General features: G+C 41.7%; 17 protein-coding genes. All 17 read left to right on the forward strand.

Annotation, left to right across the window (positions count from 1 at the left end):
- Window positions 1-59 precede the first annotated feature (59 nt).
- The 17 genes from rluF to spo0A all read left to right on the forward strand — a co-directional run bounded on the left by rluF (window position 60) and on the right by spo0A (window position 18046).
- Window positions 60-815: a 23S rRNA pseudouridine(2604) synthase RluF gene (gene rluF, locus DW650_RS00120; protein ID WP_117919003.1), complete on the forward strand. Its 756-nt coding sequence runs from the start codon at window positions 60-62 to the stop codon at window positions 813-815.
- Window positions 812-2836: an NAD-dependent DNA ligase LigA gene (ligA, locus tag DW650_RS00125; RefSeq protein WP_118208771.1), complete on the forward strand. Its 2025-nt coding sequence runs from the start codon at window positions 812-814 to the stop codon at window positions 2834-2836. The genes rluF and ligA overlap by 4 nt, the downstream gene beginning before the upstream one ends.
- A 130-nt stretch (window positions 2837-2966) precedes the next feature.
- Window positions 2967-3902, forward strand: a complete 936-nt coding sequence (gene metA, locus DW650_RS00130; RefSeq protein WP_118208772.1) for a homoserine O-acetyltransferase MetA — start codon at window positions 2967-2969, stop codon at window positions 3900-3902.
- A 424-nt stretch (window positions 3903-4326) separates the two neighbouring features.
- Window positions 4327-5055 carry a Fic family protein gene (locus DW650_RS00135; RefSeq protein WP_118208773.1) on the forward strand — a complete coding sequence of 243 codons (729 nt, stop codon included), beginning with the start codon at window positions 4327-4329 and terminating at the stop codon, window positions 5053-5055.
- Window positions 5056-5178: 123 nt separating this feature from the next.
- A complete protein-coding gene (locus DW650_RS00140) occupies window positions 5179-5556 on the forward strand; it encodes an Asp23/Gls24 family envelope stress response protein (RefSeq protein WP_006857647.1) in 378 nt (125 codons plus the stop codon).
- A 92-nt stretch (window positions 5557-5648) separates the two neighbouring features.
- Window positions 5649-6044 carry a transcription antitermination factor NusB gene (nusB, locus tag DW650_RS00145; protein ID WP_186898694.1) on the forward strand — a complete coding sequence of 132 codons (396 nt, stop codon included), beginning with the start codon at window positions 5649-5651 and terminating at the stop codon, window positions 6042-6044.
- Window positions 6041-7243 (forward strand): exodeoxyribonuclease VII large subunit, encoded by a 1203-nt coding sequence (gene xseA / locus DW650_RS00150; protein WP_118208774.1) that lies wholly within the window; start codon window positions 6041-6043, stop codon window positions 7241-7243. Before nusB ends, xseA begins: the two co-directional genes overlap by 4 nt.
- Window positions 7236-7454, forward strand: a complete 219-nt coding sequence (gene xseB, locus DW650_RS00155) for an exodeoxyribonuclease VII small subunit (protein ID WP_117918993.1) — start codon at window positions 7236-7238, stop codon at window positions 7452-7454. Before xseA ends, xseB begins: the two co-directional genes overlap by 8 nt.
- A gap of 29 nt (window positions 7455-7483) precedes the next feature.
- Complete coding sequence (locus DW650_RS00160) at window positions 7484-8374, forward strand: polyprenyl synthetase family protein (RefSeq protein WP_118208775.1); 891 nt, start codon at window positions 7484-7486, stop codon at window positions 8372-8374.
- Window positions 8375-8456: 82 nt separating this feature from the next.
- Window positions 8457-10322 (forward strand): 1-deoxy-D-xylulose-5-phosphate synthase, encoded by a 1866-nt coding sequence (gene dxs, locus DW650_RS00165; RefSeq protein WP_118208776.1) that lies wholly within the window; start codon window positions 8457-8459, stop codon window positions 10320-10322.
- A gap of 21 nt (window positions 10323-10343) precedes the next feature.
- On the forward strand, window positions 10344-11156 hold the full coding sequence (locus tag DW650_RS00170) for a TlyA family RNA methyltransferase (protein WP_118208777.1): 813 nt from the start codon (window positions 10344-10346) through the stop codon (window positions 11154-11156).
- Window positions 11157-12017 (forward strand): NAD(+)/NADH kinase, encoded by an 861-nt coding sequence (locus tag DW650_RS00175; RefSeq protein WP_117918984.1) that lies wholly within the window; start codon window positions 11157-11159, stop codon window positions 12015-12017. It abuts the gene before it with no gap.
- A 31-nt stretch (window positions 12018-12048) separates the two neighbouring features.
- Window positions 12049-12501: an arginine repressor gene (argR, locus tag DW650_RS00180; RefSeq protein WP_118208778.1), complete on the forward strand. Its 453-nt coding sequence runs from the start codon at window positions 12049-12051 to the stop codon at window positions 12499-12501.
- A gap of 67 nt (window positions 12502-12568) precedes the next feature.
- Window positions 12569-14239: a DNA repair protein RecN gene (recN, locus tag DW650_RS00185; RefSeq protein WP_199654163.1), complete on the forward strand. Its 1671-nt coding sequence runs from the start codon at window positions 12569-12571 to the stop codon at window positions 14237-14239.
- Between the two features lie 154 nt (window positions 14240-14393).
- Window positions 14394-15620, forward strand: a complete 1227-nt coding sequence (gene spoIVB, locus DW650_RS00190) for a SpoIVB peptidase (protein ID WP_118208780.1) — start codon at window positions 14394-14396, stop codon at window positions 15618-15620.
- Between the two features lie 49 nt (window positions 15621-15669).
- Window positions 15670-17136: a GGDEF domain-containing protein gene (locus tag DW650_RS00195; RefSeq protein ID WP_243102823.1), complete on the forward strand. Its 1467-nt coding sequence runs from the start codon at window positions 15670-15672 to the stop codon at window positions 17134-17136.
- 115 nt (window positions 17137-17251) lie between these two features.
- Complete coding sequence (gene spo0A / locus DW650_RS00200; RefSeq protein WP_015520632.1) at window positions 17252-18046, forward strand: sporulation transcription factor Spo0A; 795 nt, start codon at window positions 17252-17254, stop codon at window positions 18044-18046.
- Window positions 18047-18136: the final 90 nt, after the last annotated feature.

The raw sequence follows: 18136 nt of genomic DNA on the forward strand, positions 1-18136 counted from the left end.
AAATGGCGGAGACTTTAAAAAGAAGTCTCCGCTTTTGTGCAGAAAGAGAAAGGTGAAAAATGCAGGAGGCAGTCAGAATCAATAAATATCTCAGCGAGGCAGGAGTGTGTTCCAGAAGAGAGGCAGACCGCCAGGTGGAAGCCGGAAATGTGACAATAGACGGTGTGGCTGCATCCATGGGGGCAAAAGTATTGCCGGGACAGACGGTTCTTTTTTGTGGAAAGCCGGTAAAAAAAGAAGATGAAATGATACTTCTGGCATTTCATAAACCGACAGGAGTCGTATGTACTGCAGAAAAGAGAGAAAAAAATAATGTGGTGGATTATATCAACTATCCCAAACGGATCTATCCAATCGGAAGACTGGACAAAGATTCCGAAGGATTATTGCTTATGACAAACAATGGTGATATTGTAAACCGCATTATGCGTGCCGGAAATATGCATGAAAAAGAATATATTGTTACCGTTAATAAACCTGTGACGGACGGTTTTCTGCGGGGACTTGCAGGTGGCGTGCCGCTGGTGGAATTGAATGTTACCACACGTAAATGTAAAGTCTGGCGGACAGGAAAAAGGCAGTTTGGCATCATCCTGACACAGGGATTGAACCGGCAGATCCGCCGTATGTGCGAATATTTTGGATACAGAGTGGAAAAACTGGTAAGAACCCGTATTATGAATATCGAACTGGGAGATTTAAAAGCCGGGAATTACCGCGAAGTAACATCACAGGAATATGATGAACTGATGCGGCTTGTAAAAGATTCATCAAACACGACAGTGATTCACAGACGGGATGGAGGAGACAGATGACACCGGAAGAACAGATCAAAGAATTAAGAGATAAGATCAATTATCATAGCGACAGATATTATAATCAGGATAATCCTGAAATCTCAGATTATGAATTTGACATGTTGATGCAGCAGTTAAAACGGCTGGAAAAAGAACATCCGGAGCTTGTAACTGAAGACTCGCCGACACAGCATGTCGGTGGTACGGCAAAGCGTACAGCAGGTATTCTGGTGCACCATAATGTCCCGATGTTAAGTCTTCAGGATGTATTTTCGAAGGAGGAAGTCGTTGATTTTGTGGAGCAGATGAAAGAGCAGTTAGATGATCCTGAGTTTGTGGTGGAATATAAGATTGACGGATTATCTATGGCACTCCGCTACGAAAATGGCGAACTTGCCCTTGCGCTGACGCGTGGTGATGGGGTGAACTTTGGCGAAGATGTGACAGCAAATGCAAAAGTGATCTCAGATGTTAAAAAGAAACTGAAAGACCACCCGGAATATCTGGAGATCCGTGGTGAAGTCTATATGAAAAATGAGGACTTTGACAGAGTCAATGAACAACAGGAACTGCTCGGTAAAAAGATTTTTGCAAATCCAAGAAACTGCGCTGCAGGAACGCTGCGCCAGCTTGACAGCCGTGTGACAAAAGAAAGAAAACTGTCCATGTTTGTATTTAATATCCAGCAGGTGCGTGGCATGGAGATTGCAACGCATACCGAAGGATATGAATTTTTAAAGAAACAGGGGATTCCGATCATCGAAGATTACAAAGTATGTAAGACTGCAGACGAAGTCTGGGATGCCATCACGGCAATCGGAGAGAATCGTGGAAATCTTGGCTATGATATTGACGGGGCAGTCATTAAGATCAACCGTTATTCAGACAGGGAACTGCTGGGAAATACCTCGAAAGTCCCGAAATGGGCGATCGCATACAAATATCCGCCGGAAGAAAAAGAAACGAAACTGCTTGATATTGAGCTTTCCGTTGGAAGAACAGGAAGAATCACGCCGACAGCGGTTTTTGAACCGGTGCGCCTGTGTGGAACTTCTGTTTCAAGAGCAACATTGCATAATCAGGATTTTATTGATGATCTTGATGTGGGAATTGGTGATACGATCGTTGTTTATAAGTCCGGAGAGATCATTCCAAAGGTCAAAGAAGTCCGCAAGGAAAAAAGACCGGACGGCTGGAAGCGTTTTATGATTCCGGATGTCTGTCCGGTCTGCGGTGCAAAGACGGAACGCGAAAAAGATACAGCAGATATCAAATGTACGTCGCCAAACTGCCCGGCGCAGTTAGAACGTCATATCATTAACTTTGTCGGCAGAGATGCCATGGATATCAAGGGATTTGGTACGGTTTATATTGAAGAACTTGTGCGTTTGGGGTATATTAGAGATATTGCTGACATATTTGAACTGAAAGATCACAGAGAAGAACTGATCGAACAGGGAATTATCGGAAAAGAAAAGAATACGGACAAACTTTTAGATACGATCGAAAAGGCAAAGGAAAATGATGCGTATATGCTTCTTACCGGATTTGGTATTCCAAATGTTGGGAAAGCGGCAGCAAAGACGATCATGAAACGTTTTTCCTCGATCACAGATTTAGAGGAAGCCGATCGGGAAACTCTAATGGAGGTGGATGATGTCGGAGAAGTGAGTGCAGACTGCATTTTCCGTTTCTTCCATGACGAAAAAAACAGAGCGATGATCAATCGTTTAAAGTCGTTAGGTGTAAATATGGAAGCGGAAGAAACAGAGACGATCGATTCGGCAGTCAGCGGAAAAACAGTAGTTATTACAGGTACTTTGCCGACACTGGGAAGAAAAGAAGCAGCAGAGCTGGTGGAAAAATACGGCGGAAAAGTATCCGGTTCCGTATCAAAAAAGACAGATTATGTTGTTGCGGGAGAAAGTGCGGGCAGTAAACTGACAAAAGCACAGGAACTTGGAATAACCGTGCTTACGGAAGCAGAACTGTTTGCCCTGCTTGGAATTAATACAGAGAATGGGAGTACAGTGCGATAAATAAGTTCGATAGCTTATTTATCACACAGGTATTTGTTTCTGGGCAAAACAAATACTTTTTATGGCAGACACAAATCTGACATTTGCGTCGCCGCTTCCCAACAAATTGCTCAGAGAATGGAGTATAATTATGCCAATTAAGACACAGAGTGATTTACCGGCAAAAGAGATATTGGAAAAGGAAAATATATTTGTTATGGATGAAAGTCGTGCAACACACCAGGATATCCGTGTCATTGAGATCGGAATCCTGAATTTAATGCCGTTAAAAGAAGACACAGAGCTGCAGCTTCTGCGTTCATTGTCTAACACACCGTTACAGATCAATGTGACATTTATTACGGTATCATCCCATGAGTCAAAAAATACATCCATGAGTCATTTAAACAAGTTTTATGAGACATTTGATGGAGTGAAGAACCGTTATTTTGATGGACTGATCATTACAGGTGCTCCGGTGGAACAGATGGAGTTTGAGGAAGTGGATTACTGGAAGGAAATGTGTGATATTTTTGAATGGACAAAGACACATGTAACATCCACAATGCATCTGTGCTGGGGTGCACAGGCAGGACTTTATTATCATTATGGACTAAAAAAGCATCTGCTGGATAAAAAAGTATTTGGTGTGTTTGAACATCATGTCATGAACCGTAAAGTGCCGTTAGTCCGTGGCTTTGATGATTATTTTATGGCGCCTCATTCAAGACACACGGAAGTCCGTGCAGAAGATATCCGGAAAATACCGGATCTGACGATCCTTGCTGAGTCAGATGAAGCAGGCGTTTTCCTTGCAATCGCAGATGAAGGCAGACGTATTTTTGTCATGGGACATCCGGAATATGACCGTGTCACACTTGATAAGGAATACAAACGTGATAAAGCAAAGGGACTGCCGATCGATCTCCCGGTCAACTATTATCCGGATGATGATGATACGAAGAAACCTAGATTAGAGTGGCGGTCACATGGAAATACCCTCTATTCAAACTGGCTGAATTATTATGTGTACCAGACGACACCGTATGAGTTTATTGATACGGCGGAAATACTGGCTTCACGCTGATTTTACCTGGGTTTCAGAAAATTATAAAATTGTATAAAATGATACAAATCAGGCAGTTAGGGCATATTAGATATTAGGTTATCTGATATGCCTTATTTTCCGCCTTTTTTGTGCGATATATTGTACAGGATTCATATAATTATAGGATTTGTTTTATTTGTGAGTAAATAAGGAGCTGTTACATTATTTGGCAAACATATGGAACACATTTCCGAAAAGGGAGTTTTAAAATTTAACAGTATTTTTGAATACGAAACTTTGATTTTACAAAAGGCAGGGGCGTTGGTATAATTATTATATTGAGGTGTTTTATTTTTTGGAAAAATGAAAAATCTTGGAGATGACTATGATGAAATGTAAAAATTAGTTTGCGATACAATAATATATATGAGAAATGCATGAACGCAAATCAAAGAGGTCTATTATGAATCTGAATAGAATTTTAGAAAAACAAAAAATATATAGTCAGGGAAAAGATAAGATAGACACAGTCACATTATCTTCCTATGAAAAGGACTTTGAACTGACTTTTACGCATAATTCCACGGCTATAGAAGGAAATACATTGACGTTGATGGAAACAAAGGTAGTCTTAGAAGATGGAATTGCTGTAGGTGGAAAAGAACTGCGGGAAATATATGAGGTTGTCAATCATAAGAAGGCATATCAGTATGTTAAAAAGTGTATAGCAGAAGGAAAAGTCTTGGATGAGCATATTGTAAAGGATATTCATGCAATTTTGACAGAAAATATTATAGTGGGCGGCATTTACCGGAATCAGGAGGTACGGATCAGTGGTGCGGGTCACGTTCCACCAGTTGGAAATGATATGTTTATTCAAATTAAAAATTTTTATGATGATTTAGGACGGAAAAAGGATGCATTGAATCCTGTTGAATATGCAGCATGGACACATGCGGAATTTGTGCGCATTCATCCATTTATTGACGGAAATGGCAGAATTTCAAGGTTGCTGATGATTTATCAGCTTATGTCGGCAGGGTTTTTGCCAGTATCTATAGCAAAAGAAAATCGATTGGATTATTATAACGCTTTAGAAGTTTATGCGGTACAGGGAGAACTTGAACGATTCACAGATTTAGTGGCTGAATTGGAAGAAGAGCAGCTAGATGCATATATCAAACTGATTTAAATGAAGGAGAGGCTGATAAAACTACTTCACAGTTCACTCCACAGTTTTATACAAATTTTAGTTTCCAAAATAAGAATAGTCTGTTATAATAGACTCATAATATCACTTAGGAGGCAATTAGCGATGGGTGAGGATAGAAAAACATTTAAAATAAAGGATGGTAATTTGGGAGAAGTGAAGATAGCAGATGAGGTAGTTGCCATCATTGCAGGGCTTGCCGCTACTGAGGTTGAAGGGGTAGGTTCCATGGCTGGCAACATTACAAATGAACTTGTTAGTAAGCTTGGCATGAAGAATCTTTCCAAAGGCATTCGCGTAGAGGTGCTTGAGGGAACCGTCAATGTAGACGTTGCGCTGAATATCTCTTATGGTTATTCAATTCCGGAAGTATCAGCCAAAGTACAGGACAGAGTAAAAAATGCGATTGAAAATATGACAGGACTTGAAGTATCCGTAGTGAACATCCGTATCGCAAGCGTGGACATGGGCAATAATAAATAATGCTATTCTAAGGAAAAGAGGGTGTCTTAAGCGACATCCTTTTTCCTTATGCGTAAAAATTATAATTAGAAAGGATGACAGAAGAAAACAATATGACCAGAAGAGAGATAAGAGAGCAGGTTTTTAAAATGCTGTTCCGTGTGGAATTTTATAATCAGGAGGAAATGTCAGAGCAGCTTTCGCTGTGCGAGGATGATGCCTGTGACTGGAAAGAAAAAGACAAGACATATATTTTTGATAAAGTAGAAAAGATTTCCGAAAAGATCGGGGAGATCGATGCAAAGATCAATGAGGTCTCCGAAGGCTGGAAGACAGGAAGAATGGGGAAAGTAGATCTGACACTGATCCGTCTTGCTGTGTATGAGATGCTGTATGAGGAAGATGTTCCTGCAAAAGTTGCGATCAATGAGGCTGTGGAACTTGCAAAAATGTATGGTACAGATAATTCACCTTCATTTGTAAACGGTGTACTGGCAAAACTGGTATGATGAAAAACGTATATTCCGTAGGGCAGGTCAATACATATATCAAGAATATGTTTGCCCAGGATTTTATGTTACAGAGGATTAGTGTAAAAGGTGAGGTGTCGAATTGCAAATATCATACCTCCGGGCACATTTATTTTACGATCAAGGACGCAGCTGGAACACTGAATGCGGTAATGTTTGCAGGAAGCAGAAAAGGTCTGAAGTTTCAGATGAAAGAGGGCGACCAGGTTGTAGTGACCGGTTCGGTGGAAGTGTATGAACGCGATGGAAAGTATCAGATCTATGCTAGAGAGATCAAACTGGATGGAGCCGGAAACCTTTATCAGAAGTTTGAAGCATTAAAACAGGAATTAGAAGAGATGGGAATGTTTGCTGCCGAATATAAACAGCCAATCCCATCATACGCAATGAAGATCGGTGTGGTGACAGCACCGACCGGTGCAGCCGTGCAGGATATCCGCAATATTTCTGCGAGGCGCAACCCGTTCGTTCAGCTTATTTTATATCCTGCACTGGTGCAGGGAGATGGTGCAGCCGAAAGCATTATAAATGGCATCCATGCCTTAGATGCACTTGGTGTGGATGTTATGATCGTCGGCAGGGGCGGTGGCTCGATTGAGGATCTGTGGGCATTCAATGAGGAAGAGGTGGCGCGTGCTATCTTTGAGTGTAAAACACCAATTATCTCAGCGGTTGGTCATGAGACAGACTGGACGATCGCAGACTTTGTGGCAGATCTTCGTGCACCGACACCGTCAGCGGCTGCAGAACTTGCGGTGTTTGACTATGCAGCAGTGGCAGGAAGGCTGGATGAAATAAAAGACAGAATGTTCCTTTTAAATATGCAGCGTGTGCAGCAGATGCGAAAAGAATTAAAACATGCATCAGACAGACTTTCTTATCTGAGCCCGGAGGGGCAGCTGCGTGAAAAACGAAAATATGCCATGGATCTGGAAGAACAGTTAAGAAACTGTATGGAACATATGATCGAACTGCGCAGGCACAGACTGGCATTACTTTCAGAAAGATTAGAAGGCGTATCGCCGGTCAAAAAACTTGCACAGGGATATTCTTATGTGACGGATGAAGATGGGCATACGCTGACAGATACAGAAGGTATAAAAACAGGTGATCACGTAAAGATCCGTCTTTTAAAAGGTGCATTAGAAGCAGAGGTAACGGAGGTTTTGCATGAGTGATGAGACAAAAAACAAGCCTGCACTCGAAGATAATTTTGCAGAGCTTGAGGATATTTTAAAACAGATGGAACAGCCGGAAATTTCATTGGAACAGTCATTTTTACTGTATCAGAGCGGTGTGGAGAAATTAAAAGAATGTAATGTGATGTTAGACACTGTAGAGAAAAAGATGCAGATTTTAAACGCAAAAGGTGAACTGGCAGATTTTTAAATACAGACGGTGCATATGGAGGAGCAGATATGGATATCAAAGCGGAAATAGGCAGACATACGGATGAGGCAGAACAGATCATAAGTTCCTATCTGCCAAAAGAGGAAGGATATCAGAAAACGGTGATCGAAGCTATGAATTACAGTTTTCTTGCAGGAGGAAAAAGATTACGGCCGATTCTGATGTTAGAGACTTACCGGCTGTTTGGCGGAAGGTCAAAAGTGATCGAGCCGTTTATGGCAGCGATCGAGATGATACATACATATTCACTGGTGCATGATGATCTGCCGGCGATGGACAATGACGAATACCGCCGCGGCAAGAAGACAACACATGTGGTGTATGGGGAGGCGATGGCGATCCTCGCCGGGGATGCCCTTTTAACATATGCATTTGAGACAGCAACAAAGGCACTTGACATCGAACCGCAGAATCCGGGAATTGGAAAAGCAATCCGTATTTTATCTGCAAAAGCGGGAATTTATGGAATGGTTGGCGGTCAGACTGTGGATGTAGAGTCGGAAAACACCTGCGATATGACAAAAGAGAAACTTGATTTTATCTATCGTCTCAAGACGAGTGCACTGATCGAGGCATCTATGATGATCGGAGCCGTTCTTGCGGGAGCAACCGGAAATGAGCAAAAGATCGTGGAAGAAGTGGCATCTAAAGTCGGTCTGGCATTTCAGATACAGGACGATATTCTTGATGTGACAAGTACGATGGAAGTACTTGGAAAACCGATCGGCAGTGATGAAAAAAATCACAAGAGTACGTATGTGACGTATGAGGGTATCGAGAAAGCAGGAAGGGACGTTGCAGACCTTTCAGAACAGGCGATTGCACAGATGGAAACACTTGTTGTAAAAAATGAATTCCTGACAGAATTATTGCGTTATCTGATCTCGCGTGAGAAATAATAGAATGTCCGCTCTGTGAACATTCTATTGTCATGAATAATAGTCGGTACGAAAAGAGAACCGGGAAACAGAGGAAGTCAGTATGATATTGGAAAAAATAAAAAAAGAAAATGATATCAAAGAACTCAGCGAGGAAGAGTTGGCGATATTAGCGGATGAGATCCGCGAATTTTTAATTCAGAAAATATCGGTTACCGGTGGACATTTAGCATCGAATCTGGGGGTTGTAGAGCTTACCATGGCACTTCATCTGTTTTTAGATCTGCCAAAGGACAAGCTGATCTGGGATGTTGGTCATCAGTCTTATACGCATAAACTTCTGACAGGGAGGAAGGATAACTTTGATACACTCCGCAAATATGGCGGGATGAGCGGTTTCCCAAAAAGAAAAGAGAGTGACTGTGACTGTTTTGATACGGGACACAGTTCTACTTCGATTTCGGCAGGACTTGGCTATGCCCACGCCAGAGAAATTTCGGGCGAGGACTACAAAGTAGTATCTGTGATCGGAGACGGAGCACTGACCGGAGGTATGGCTTTTGAGGCTTTAAATAATGCAGCACAGCTAAAATCAAATTTTATTATTGTGCTGAATGACAACAATATGTCTATTTCTGAAAATGTTGGAGGACTTTCAACCTATTTATCCGGTTTCCGTACAGCAGACGCTTATCTGGATCTGAAAATGGGTGTCATGAATTCCCTGAATAAGATTCCGGTTTATGGAAATAAAATGGTAGAGAGAATCCGGAAGACGAAAAGCGGGATCAAACAACTGCTTATTCCGGGCATGCTTTTTGAAGAGATGGGAATTATTTATTTAGGCCCTGTTGATGGCAGTGATATGAAGGGAATATTGCGGCTGCTGAAAGAAGCATCTAATATTGAAGGACCGGTTATGGTGCATGTCCTGACGCATAAAGGTGCAGGGTATCTGCCGGCAGAACGTCATCCGGCAAGATTTCATGGGACAGAGCCGTTTGATATTGAAACCGGATTGCCGAGTAAGCCGAGAGTAAAAGCAAATTACACAGATATTTTTTCGACTGTGATGCGCAAACTCGGTGACCGCGATGAAAAAGTAGTAGCTATTACGGCGGCAATGACGGATGGTACGGGTCTGAAACGGTTTCATAATATGTTCCCGGATCGTTTCTTTGATGTTGGAATTGCGGAGGAGCATGCAGTCACATTTGCTGCCGGACTTGCAGCAGCGGGATTGAAACCGATATTTGCGGTATATTCATCTTTCCTGCAGCGTGCCTATGATCAGATTCTGCATGATGTGTGTATTCAGAATCTGCCGGTTGTTTTTGCAATTGACCGGGCAGGGCTTGTAGGCAGTGATGGAGAGACGCATCAGGGTATTTTTGATATATCTTACCTGTCTACGATTCCGAATATGACGATCATGGCGCCAAAAAACAAATGGGAGCTTTCTGATATGATCAAATATGCCGTTGATTTTCCAACGCCGGTTGCGGTAAGATATCCGCGGGGAGAGGCATATGACGGACTGAAAGAATACAGGCAGCCGATATCCGTTGGCAGAAGCGAATGGATTTACCGCGAATCGGAGATTGCACTTGTGGCGTTAGGATCAATGGTTAAGACGGCCGAGACTGTGCATGCGGCATTAAAGGAAGAAGGGATTCCGGCAAGTCTTATCAATGCCCGTTTTGCGAAACCATTAGATACACAGATGTTAATGGAAGCTGCATCAAAACATACACTTATAGTCACTATGGAAGAGAATGTCATAAATGGCGGCTTTGGAGAACATATTACAAGGTTCTATAATGAACAGGGGATTTATGTGAATGTACTCAACATTGCGATTCCGGATGAGTATGTGGAGCATGGAAATGTTGATATTCTCTACCACGAAGTTTGTATTGATGCGGATACTATATTAAAACGGATCAAAGAAGTTTATCATCCATTATAAGGCAGAAAGGATACAGATTCATTGAAAGAAAGATTGGATTTACTGTTGGTAAACAGAGGACTGGCACCGTCCAGGGAGAAAGCGAAGACAATGATTATGGAAGGCAATGTGTTCGTAGAGAATGAGCGCGAGGACAAGGCTGGTTCCATGTTTGATACGGAAGCAAAGATCGAGATAAAAGGAAATACGTTAAAGTATGTGAGCAGAGGTGGTCTGAAACTTGAAAAAGCAATGACACATTTTGATATAGAGTTAAATGATAAGGTCTGTATGGACATCGGGGCATCGACCGGAGGATTTACAGACTGTATGCTTCAAAATGGCGCAAAAAAGGTATATTCTGTTGATGTCGGATATGGTCAGTTTGCATGGAAGTTAAGGCAGGATCCGAGAGTAGTCTGTATGGAAAAAACAAATATCCGTTATGTGACACCACAGGATATTGATGATGTGCTGGATTTTGCATCGGTTGATGTCTCATTTATTTCACTGACAAAGGTGCTTGGACCGGCAAGAGAACTGCTTGCAGATGGCGGTGAGATGGTCTGTCTTATCAAACCACAGTTTGAAGCAGGAAGAGAAAAAGTAGGAAAAAAAGGTGTTGTACGTGACAAATCCGTTCATGAGGAAGTAATCGATAAGGTTATTTTGTTTGCCATTTCAATCGGATTTTTGGTTCTTCATCTTGAATATTCGCCGATCAAGGGACCGGAGGGAAATATTGAATATCTGGTGCATTTAAAGAAAGAACAGGATGTGGAACAGGCAGGCATGGAAGAAAACGTCGATGTACAAAAAGTGGTAGAAGCTGCACATGGGGAACTGGATAAATAAATGAAAAATTTTCTGATCATTACAAACTATTATAAGGACGCAGAGGCAAGACTGACGAACCGCATCAAAGAATATATCGAAAATAAAGGTGGTTTCTGCAGTGTTTTTTTCAGTAATGGAGAGACACCGGGGGAGGCGGCACCACATAAAGAAAACATTCCTGCGGACACACAGGGCGTTTTAGTGCTTGGCGGGGATGGCACGCTGATCCGGGCTGCAGCAGCTTTGGTAAAGAGCAGGCTGCCTTTGATCGGTGTCAATCTTGGAACATTAGGATATTTGTGCGAACTTGAAGAAAAGGATGTATTTGAGGCAGTTGACAAACTCATGAAAGATGATTACATGGTCGAGGAGCGGATGATGCTTGGTGGATATGGAATCAAAAACGGAGAGATCCTGTCTGCGGATATTGCACTCAATGATGTGGTAATTCACCGAACCGGGGCACTCTCGGTAGTAAATTTGATCGTTTATGTCAATGGGGAGTATCTGAATACATTCCGCGCTGATGGAATTATTATATCGACGCCGACCGGTTCAACCGGGTATAATATGTCTGCGGGTGGTCCGATCGTGGATCCGAAGGCACAGATGATGCTGATCACACCGATCAATGATCATAATCTAAGTTCAAAAAGTATTGTGATCAGTGCAGATGAGGAGGTTACCGTAGAACTTGGAAAGCGCCGGTCGCAGAAAGACGAGATGGTAGAAGTCAGCTTTGACGGAGACAGCAAAGTGCGTTTGGAAGTTGGTGACCGTTTTGTGGTGCGCAGGGCAGAAGATACGGCTAAGATCTGCAAATTAAGCAGTGAGAGTTTTCTTGAAATACTGCGCAGAAAGATGAGTGCTTATACATAATAGTGGATCTATCTTTAGAACAGGAGAAAGTATGAAGACAAAAAGACAGGAAAAAATACTTGAACTGATAAAAAAGAATAACATTGAAACCCAGGAGGAATTATCAGATTACTTAGAGAGAGAAGGGTATCAGGTAACCCAGGCAACGGTTTCAAGGGATATTCGGGAGTTAAAGCTGACGAAAGTCGCAATCAACGGGGGCAGGCAGAAGTATGTTGCGCTGATGGAGGCAAATGAAGATCTGTCCGAGAAATTTACAAGGGTATTCCGAGATGGATTTGTTTCCATGGATATGGCACAGAATATCCTTGTGATAAAGACTGTTTCAGGAATGGCAATGGCGGTGGCTGCGGCATTAGACGCTATGCATCTGCATGAAGTGGTGGGATGCATCGCAGGGGATGATACGATTATGTGTGCAGTCAGAAGTGTACAGGAAACTGTTGAAGTAATGGGACGGTTGCGCAAGATTGTAGAAGAATAACAGGCTATCAGAAAAAAGGAGATACTTCCGGGAGAGAATGCGCGTGAGAGCGCAGGAAGGAGATTCTATGTTACAAAATCTACATGTGAAAAATTTAGCACTGATTGATGAATCGGAGGTCGATTTTGAAGAGGGGTTAAATATTTTATCCGGTGAGACGGGAGCCGGAAAGTCCATTATCATCGGATCGATCAATCTTGCACTTGGAGGAAAGGTTTCAAAAGAGATGCTGCGTGATCCGGAAAAAACAGCACTTGTGGAGCTTATTTTTTCTGTTACAGAAAAACAGAAAATGCTTTTAGAACAGCTTGAGGTGGAGATTGAGGACGATGAGGTTATCTTAAGCCGTAAGATCACTGGTGGACGAGGTGTTTCAAAGATTAATGGAGAAAGTGTGCCTGTTTCAAAAGTAAAAGAGATCGCCTCAGTTCTGATCGATATTCATGGACAGCACGAGCACCAGTCTCTTTTATCGAAAAAAAAGCATTTAGAGATTCTTGACAGTTATGCAAAGGAAGAGATCGAACGGCCGAAAAAGGAGCTTGCAGACGCGTACAAGGAATATAAAAGACTTGTAGCAGAGTTAAACGAAGCGGATGTGGATGAAGAAGAACGCTTAAGGGAGGTCTCTTTTCTGGAATATGAAGTTGGTGAGATTGAAGAAGCAGGGCTTACCATAGGCGAAGATGAAGAATTAGAGACACAGTATAAGCGTTTCATCAATGGAAAAAAGATCGTGGAAGCACTGAATCAGGCATATCAGTATACCGGAGGAAATGATCAGGCATCGGAACTGACCGGACGGGCACTAAGAGAGCTTTCAGGTGTATCTGCATATGATGATAAAATTGCTGATATGGAAGAGATGCTGACACAGATCGACAATCTGCTCAACGATTTTAACCGTGAGATCGCAGATTATCTGGAAGATACGGATTTTGACGAAGAAACATTTTATCAGCTGGAAAAGCGTTTAGATGAGATCAACCATTTAAAGTCAAAATATGGCAGTTCCATTGAGGAAATCTTAAACGCATACGAAGCAAAACAGGAACGTCTGCTTCATTTAAAGGATTATGATACTTATCTGGCTGATCTGAAAGAAAAAGTAAAAAGTGCAGAGAAAAATCTGCAGAAAAAATGTGAGACAGTGTCTGCTGTCCGTAAAAAACATGCAGATAAACTGGTTGCTGCAGTGACAGACGCATTGAAAGATCTGAATTTTTTGGATGTTGTGTTTGAAATGCGGTTTGGTGTGTTATCAAGTTATACTGCCAACGGGTATGATGACGCAGAGTTTATGATCTCTACCAATCCGGGTGAGCCGGTGCGTCCTCTCGGAAAAGTAGCATCCGGTGGAGAACTTTCGAGGATCATGCTCGCAATAAAAACAGTGCTTGCCGATCAGGATGAGGTTGAGACACTGATCTTTGATGAGATTGACAGCGGGATCAGCGGGCGTACTGCACAGATGGTTTCTGAGAAGATGAACCTTTTAGGACGTACACACCAGATCATCTGTATCACACATCTTCCGCAGATCGCCGCGATGGCAGATGCACATTATCTGATCGAAAAAGCTGTCTCAAACGGTTCAACAGTATCGAAGATCAGAATGCTTGATCCTGCAGAGACCGTGGATGAACTCTCACGTATGCTTGGAGGTGTCGAGATCACGGATAAGGTAAGAGAGAGTGCGAAAGAAATGAAAGAGCTTGCTTTAAAAAAGAAAAAATAAAAATTCCAAAAAGAGGCTGGATTGTAAAGAAGTGGCAGTACAGTTTGGATAAATAACAGCGTGAAAAAGAAAAAAGCACATATAATAAAAAGGAGATATCAAAAACAGGATATCTTCTTTTTTTGCGAAATATGGGTAAAACAGGAGAGAAAAAATGAAAAAAATAAGTGTTTATTATAAAATTATACAAAATCTTACCTGTATGGGATTCTTTTTGACGCTGATTTTTGCTGTGAGATCATTTCAGAATGCTGTTCCGGATGAGATATATGTGAGGGCAGGAGAAACAGTATCATATGATTTTAAAGTACCGGTCAGCATTGTATTAAAGCAGGATGGCACGGAGGTATTTGATTATCTGACAGAAGATTCAACGCTTACGTATCGTGTGAACTGTAGATTATTTGGAATTTTTCCTGTTAAGGATATCACGGTCATGCTGGTGGAGCCGGAAACCGTTTATGCAAGTGGAATGCCGGTTGGGATTTATGCAAAAACAAAGGGTGTTCTTGTAATAGGAAATGGAGAAGTTGAAAAGATAGATGGACGTGAGGTAAAACCATCAGAAAATCTTGTAAAAAGCGGGGATTATATTGTAAGTGTAAACGGAAAGGCAGTTAATGAGAAGGAAGATCTTGCAGCAGCAGTGAATGAGGCAGGTGGGGGAAAAGATGTTCTTGGAATCATGCGTGGCGAAGAATACATTGAAGTTTCCTTAGATCCGGTTAAAAGTGTCAGCGGAAAATACATGCTTGGTATCTGGGTCAGGGATGATCTTGCGGGAGTGGGTACACTTACGTATTATAAGCCGGATGGAACTTATGCGGCACTTGGACATGCGGTAAGTGACAGTGATACCGGAACGATCATGAATATGTCGGAGGGATATCTTTACCATACGGACATTGTAGGCATAAAAAAGGGAAAGGTGGGAACTCCCGGAGAACTTTCCGGTATTATCCAGTATGGAGACAATACAAAAATAGGATCGATCATGCAAAATACAGATCTTGGCATTCATGGCATCCTGAATGGAAACTTGAAGTGGTTAGAAACAGGTGAGTGCTATGAAGTGCGTTATAAACAGGATATCAGGATTGGAAGCGCATTTATTGTATCATCTGTTTCCGGGGAAAGTAAAAAGTATGAAGTAATGGTGGAAAGCGTTGATTATAAGGGGAATGATGAAAATAAAGGAATTCTGATCCGGGTTACGGATCCTGTGCTATTGGAATTGACGGGAGGAATCGTACAGGGAATGAGTGGAAGCCCGATCATACAGGATGGAAAACTGATCGGAGCAGTGACTCATGTGCTCGTGAATGATCCGACCAGGGGATATGGGATATTCGTTGAGAAAATGCTTTCCTATCATAATTAAATATGATATTATTAAAGCAAATTAACAGTTTGCATAAGTAGGTGAACACATGTATTCAGAGAGTGAAACAGAGAAATTAGCAGCAGAATATATGGAAAAAGGCCGGACTGCCTTCTTTTCAAAAGAATTAAATAAGGCAGCAGCGTTAACGCAGAATGCGATTGATATATATCGGACAGAAAAGAATTACGAACAGTACGCATATGCGCAGAATATGATGGGCGTTATCTATATTTCGCTTGGCAATGAATCAGCAGCAATGGATTGTTATCTGGAAGTACTGGAATGTTCGAAAAGACATGGCGTAACGTCAGTTCTGGCATTAGCCTATAATAACATAGGATCGAGATATCAGGAACTGCAGCAGCATGGGAAAGCGATTGATTATTTTGAAAAGTCTGCTGATGAACTTGAAAAAGTTACGGATACGGAGAATGAAAATTTTCAGATAAGATATCTGATTACACATATGAATCTGATGAAATCATATGGAGAGCTTGACAGGCTGGATGATGCATGTGAGGAGCTTGTTAAATTAGAAAAATGCAGCAAAGATGTTATGGATGGGATGTATTATTACTCGTATCTGACATTGAAATCAAGACTTTACTGGAGCATTGGAAGAAAAGAATATGTATATGAGCATCTGGACGAATTGATCAAAGGCGGCATTGATGATTCAAATGCAGCAGATTATATTGAAGACATGAGTGATTTGTGTGCATTGTTAAAGGATATGCGTGAGTTTGACAAGTGGAAGAAAGTTATTCTGGTGTTTGAACAGTATGTTAAAAAGCAGCACAGCGTTTATTATGAAATGCTGCTTACAGAAATGTGGTTAGAGTACTATAAAGAACTCGGTGACACAGAGCAATATGTGAAGCTGTGTATTCATTACGTAGAAGTGTCACAGCAGCAGAAAAAAGCGGATAATGAGGAACGTGCACGCGCGATCGATTTAAAGATTGAACTTCAGGAAAAAGAAGAACAGCGTAGACATGCAGAGATACGTTCGAATCAGGATGCGCTGACCGGACTGGGCAACCGGTACATGTTAGAGAAAGATGCTGTGGATGTGATCGGTCAGGCAATAAAGACAGGCAAAAAGATTGCGGTAGGCATACTTGACATTGATTGTTTTAAACAGCACAATGATACATATGGACATATTCAGGGGGATCGTTGTCTGCAGCTGGTTGCAGATGTATTGAAAGCAGCCGTGGCAGGATGTGGGAAGGCATACAGATATGGCGGAGATGAGTTTGTCTTAATGATCCAGAATGGCGAGGAAGATGCAATTACAGGAATTGCCCGGACGATCAAAGAAAATTTACAACAGTTACATATAGAAGATAAGGGTTCAGGCAGACAGGTGACGGTCACGATTTCCCAGGGATATGCCAGCTTTTTGCCGGACAAACAGGAGAACAGGAACAGCCTGATCGAACATGCAGATAAAGCATTGTATGAAGTAAAAGAAAATGGAAGAGATGGATTCCGTATTATTGTAGAATAATCCATATTTTATGTGTTTTTTGCGCTTGACGACTACATTCGACAAATAATCTGACCGGAAATAAGTATCATCAAATTGCAAATAATTTATGATTTTTGTCACAGGAGGGCTTGAAATGGAAAAATTAAGTGTAGCAATTGCTGATGATAATGAGATAATGTTACAGTTATTAGGAGATATTATCGAAAGTGATGACGAATTGAATGTGGTGGGGACAGCAAAAGACGGTGAGGAAGCTTATCGTGTGATAAAAACAAAAGAACCTGATATCGTACTTCTCGATATTGTGATGCCAAAGTTGGATGGACTTGGAGTACTTAGCCGTGTGAACAAGGATAAAACAATAAAAAAACACCCTGCATTTATCATGATCAGTGCGATCGGACAGGATCGTATCACGGAAGATGCGATCAATATGGGGGCATCTTATTACATTATGAAGCCATTTGACAATGATATGATCATTGACCGGATCAAACGGATCAAAAACCGCAGTGTACCGGGAATGGAAAAACGCAAGATAAACGCATATGAGAAAGCAGAACCGGTCAGTGAACGCAGTCTTGAAGCAGACGTAACGGAGATCATCCATGAGATCGGTGTTCCGGCACATATCAAAGGATATCAGTATTTAAGGGATGCTATCGTTATGTCCGTAAATGATATGGAGATGCTGAATTCTATCACAAAGATCCTTTATCCGACCATTGCAAAGAAGTATCAGACGACGTCAAGCAGAGTGGAGAGAGCAATCCGCCATGCGATTGAAGTTGCATGGAGCAGGGGGAAAATGGATACAATTGATGAGATGTTTGGCTATACGATCCACAATGGAAAGGGAAAACCGACCAATTCAGAGTTTATTGCACTGATCACGGATCGTATCAGACTGGAACATAAAATGTATTAATACTTTTCAGAAAAGCGAAAAAGAGTTATAATATTCTTTAGATTTTCAAAAGTTTATAGAAAAATAAATTTTTGGGGCTGGAGGGTTTAT

Origin of the sequence: Roseburia sp. AM23-20, from assembly GCF_003470905.1 — a bacterium.
In the GTDB taxonomy this organism is placed as follows: domain Bacteria; phylum Bacillota; class Clostridia; order Lachnospirales; family Lachnospiraceae; genus Roseburia; species Roseburia rectibacter.

Bases quoted from the DNA above. Each gene is read 5' to 3' on its own strand.
- argR (WP_118208778.1), top strand. From the start codon at position 12,049: ATGAAGACAAAAAGACAGGAAAAAATACTTGAACTGATAAAAAAGAAT.
- DW650_RS00140 (WP_006857647.1), top strand. From the start codon at position 5,179: ATGGGTGAGGATAGAAAAACATTTAAAATAAAGGATGGTAATTTGGGA.
- xseB (WP_117918993.1), top strand. From the start codon at position 7,236: ATGAGTGATGAGACAAAAAACAAGCCTGCACTCGAAGATAATTTTGCA.
- spo0A (WP_015520632.1), top strand. From the start codon at position 17,252: ATGGAAAAATTAAGTGTAGCAATTGCTGATGATAATGAGATAATGTTA.
- recN (WP_199654163.1), top strand. From the start codon at position 12,569: ATGTTACAAAATCTACATGTGAAAAATTTAGCACTGATTGATGAATCG.
- ligA (WP_118208771.1), top strand. From the start codon at position 812: ATGACACCGGAAGAACAGATCAAAGAATTAAGAGATAAGATCAATTAT.
- xseA (WP_118208774.1), top strand. From the start codon at position 6,041: ATGATGAAAAACGTATATTCCGTAGGGCAGGTCAATACATATATCAAG.
- dxs (WP_118208776.1), top strand. From the start codon at position 8,457: ATGATATTGGAAAAAATAAAAAAAGAAAATGATATCAAAGAACTCAGC.
- spoIVB (WP_118208780.1), top strand. From the start codon at position 14,394: ATGAAAAAAATAAGTGTTTATTATAAAATTATACAAAATCTTACCTGT.
- DW650_RS00135 (WP_118208773.1), top strand. From the start codon at position 4,327: ATGAATCTGAATAGAATTTTAGAAAAACAAAAAATATATAGTCAGGGA.
- nusB (WP_186898694.1), top strand. From the start codon at position 5,649: ATGACCAGAAGAGAGATAAGAGAGCAGGTTTTTAAAATGCTGTTCCGT.
- rluF (WP_117919003.1), top strand. From the start codon at position 60: ATGCAGGAGGCAGTCAGAATCAATAAATATCTCAGCGAGGCAGGAGTG.
- DW650_RS00175 (WP_117918984.1), top strand. From the start codon at position 11,157: ATGAAAAATTTTCTGATCATTACAAACTATTATAAGGACGCAGAGGCA.
- metA (WP_118208772.1), top strand. From the start codon at position 2,967: ATGCCAATTAAGACACAGAGTGATTTACCGGCAAAAGAGATATTGGAA.
- DW650_RS00160 (WP_118208775.1), top strand. From the start codon at position 7,484: ATGGATATCAAAGCGGAAATAGGCAGACATACGGATGAGGCAGAACAG.
- DW650_RS00195 (WP_243102823.1), top strand. From the start codon at position 15,670: ATGTATTCAGAGAGTGAAACAGAGAAATTAGCAGCAGAATATATGGAA.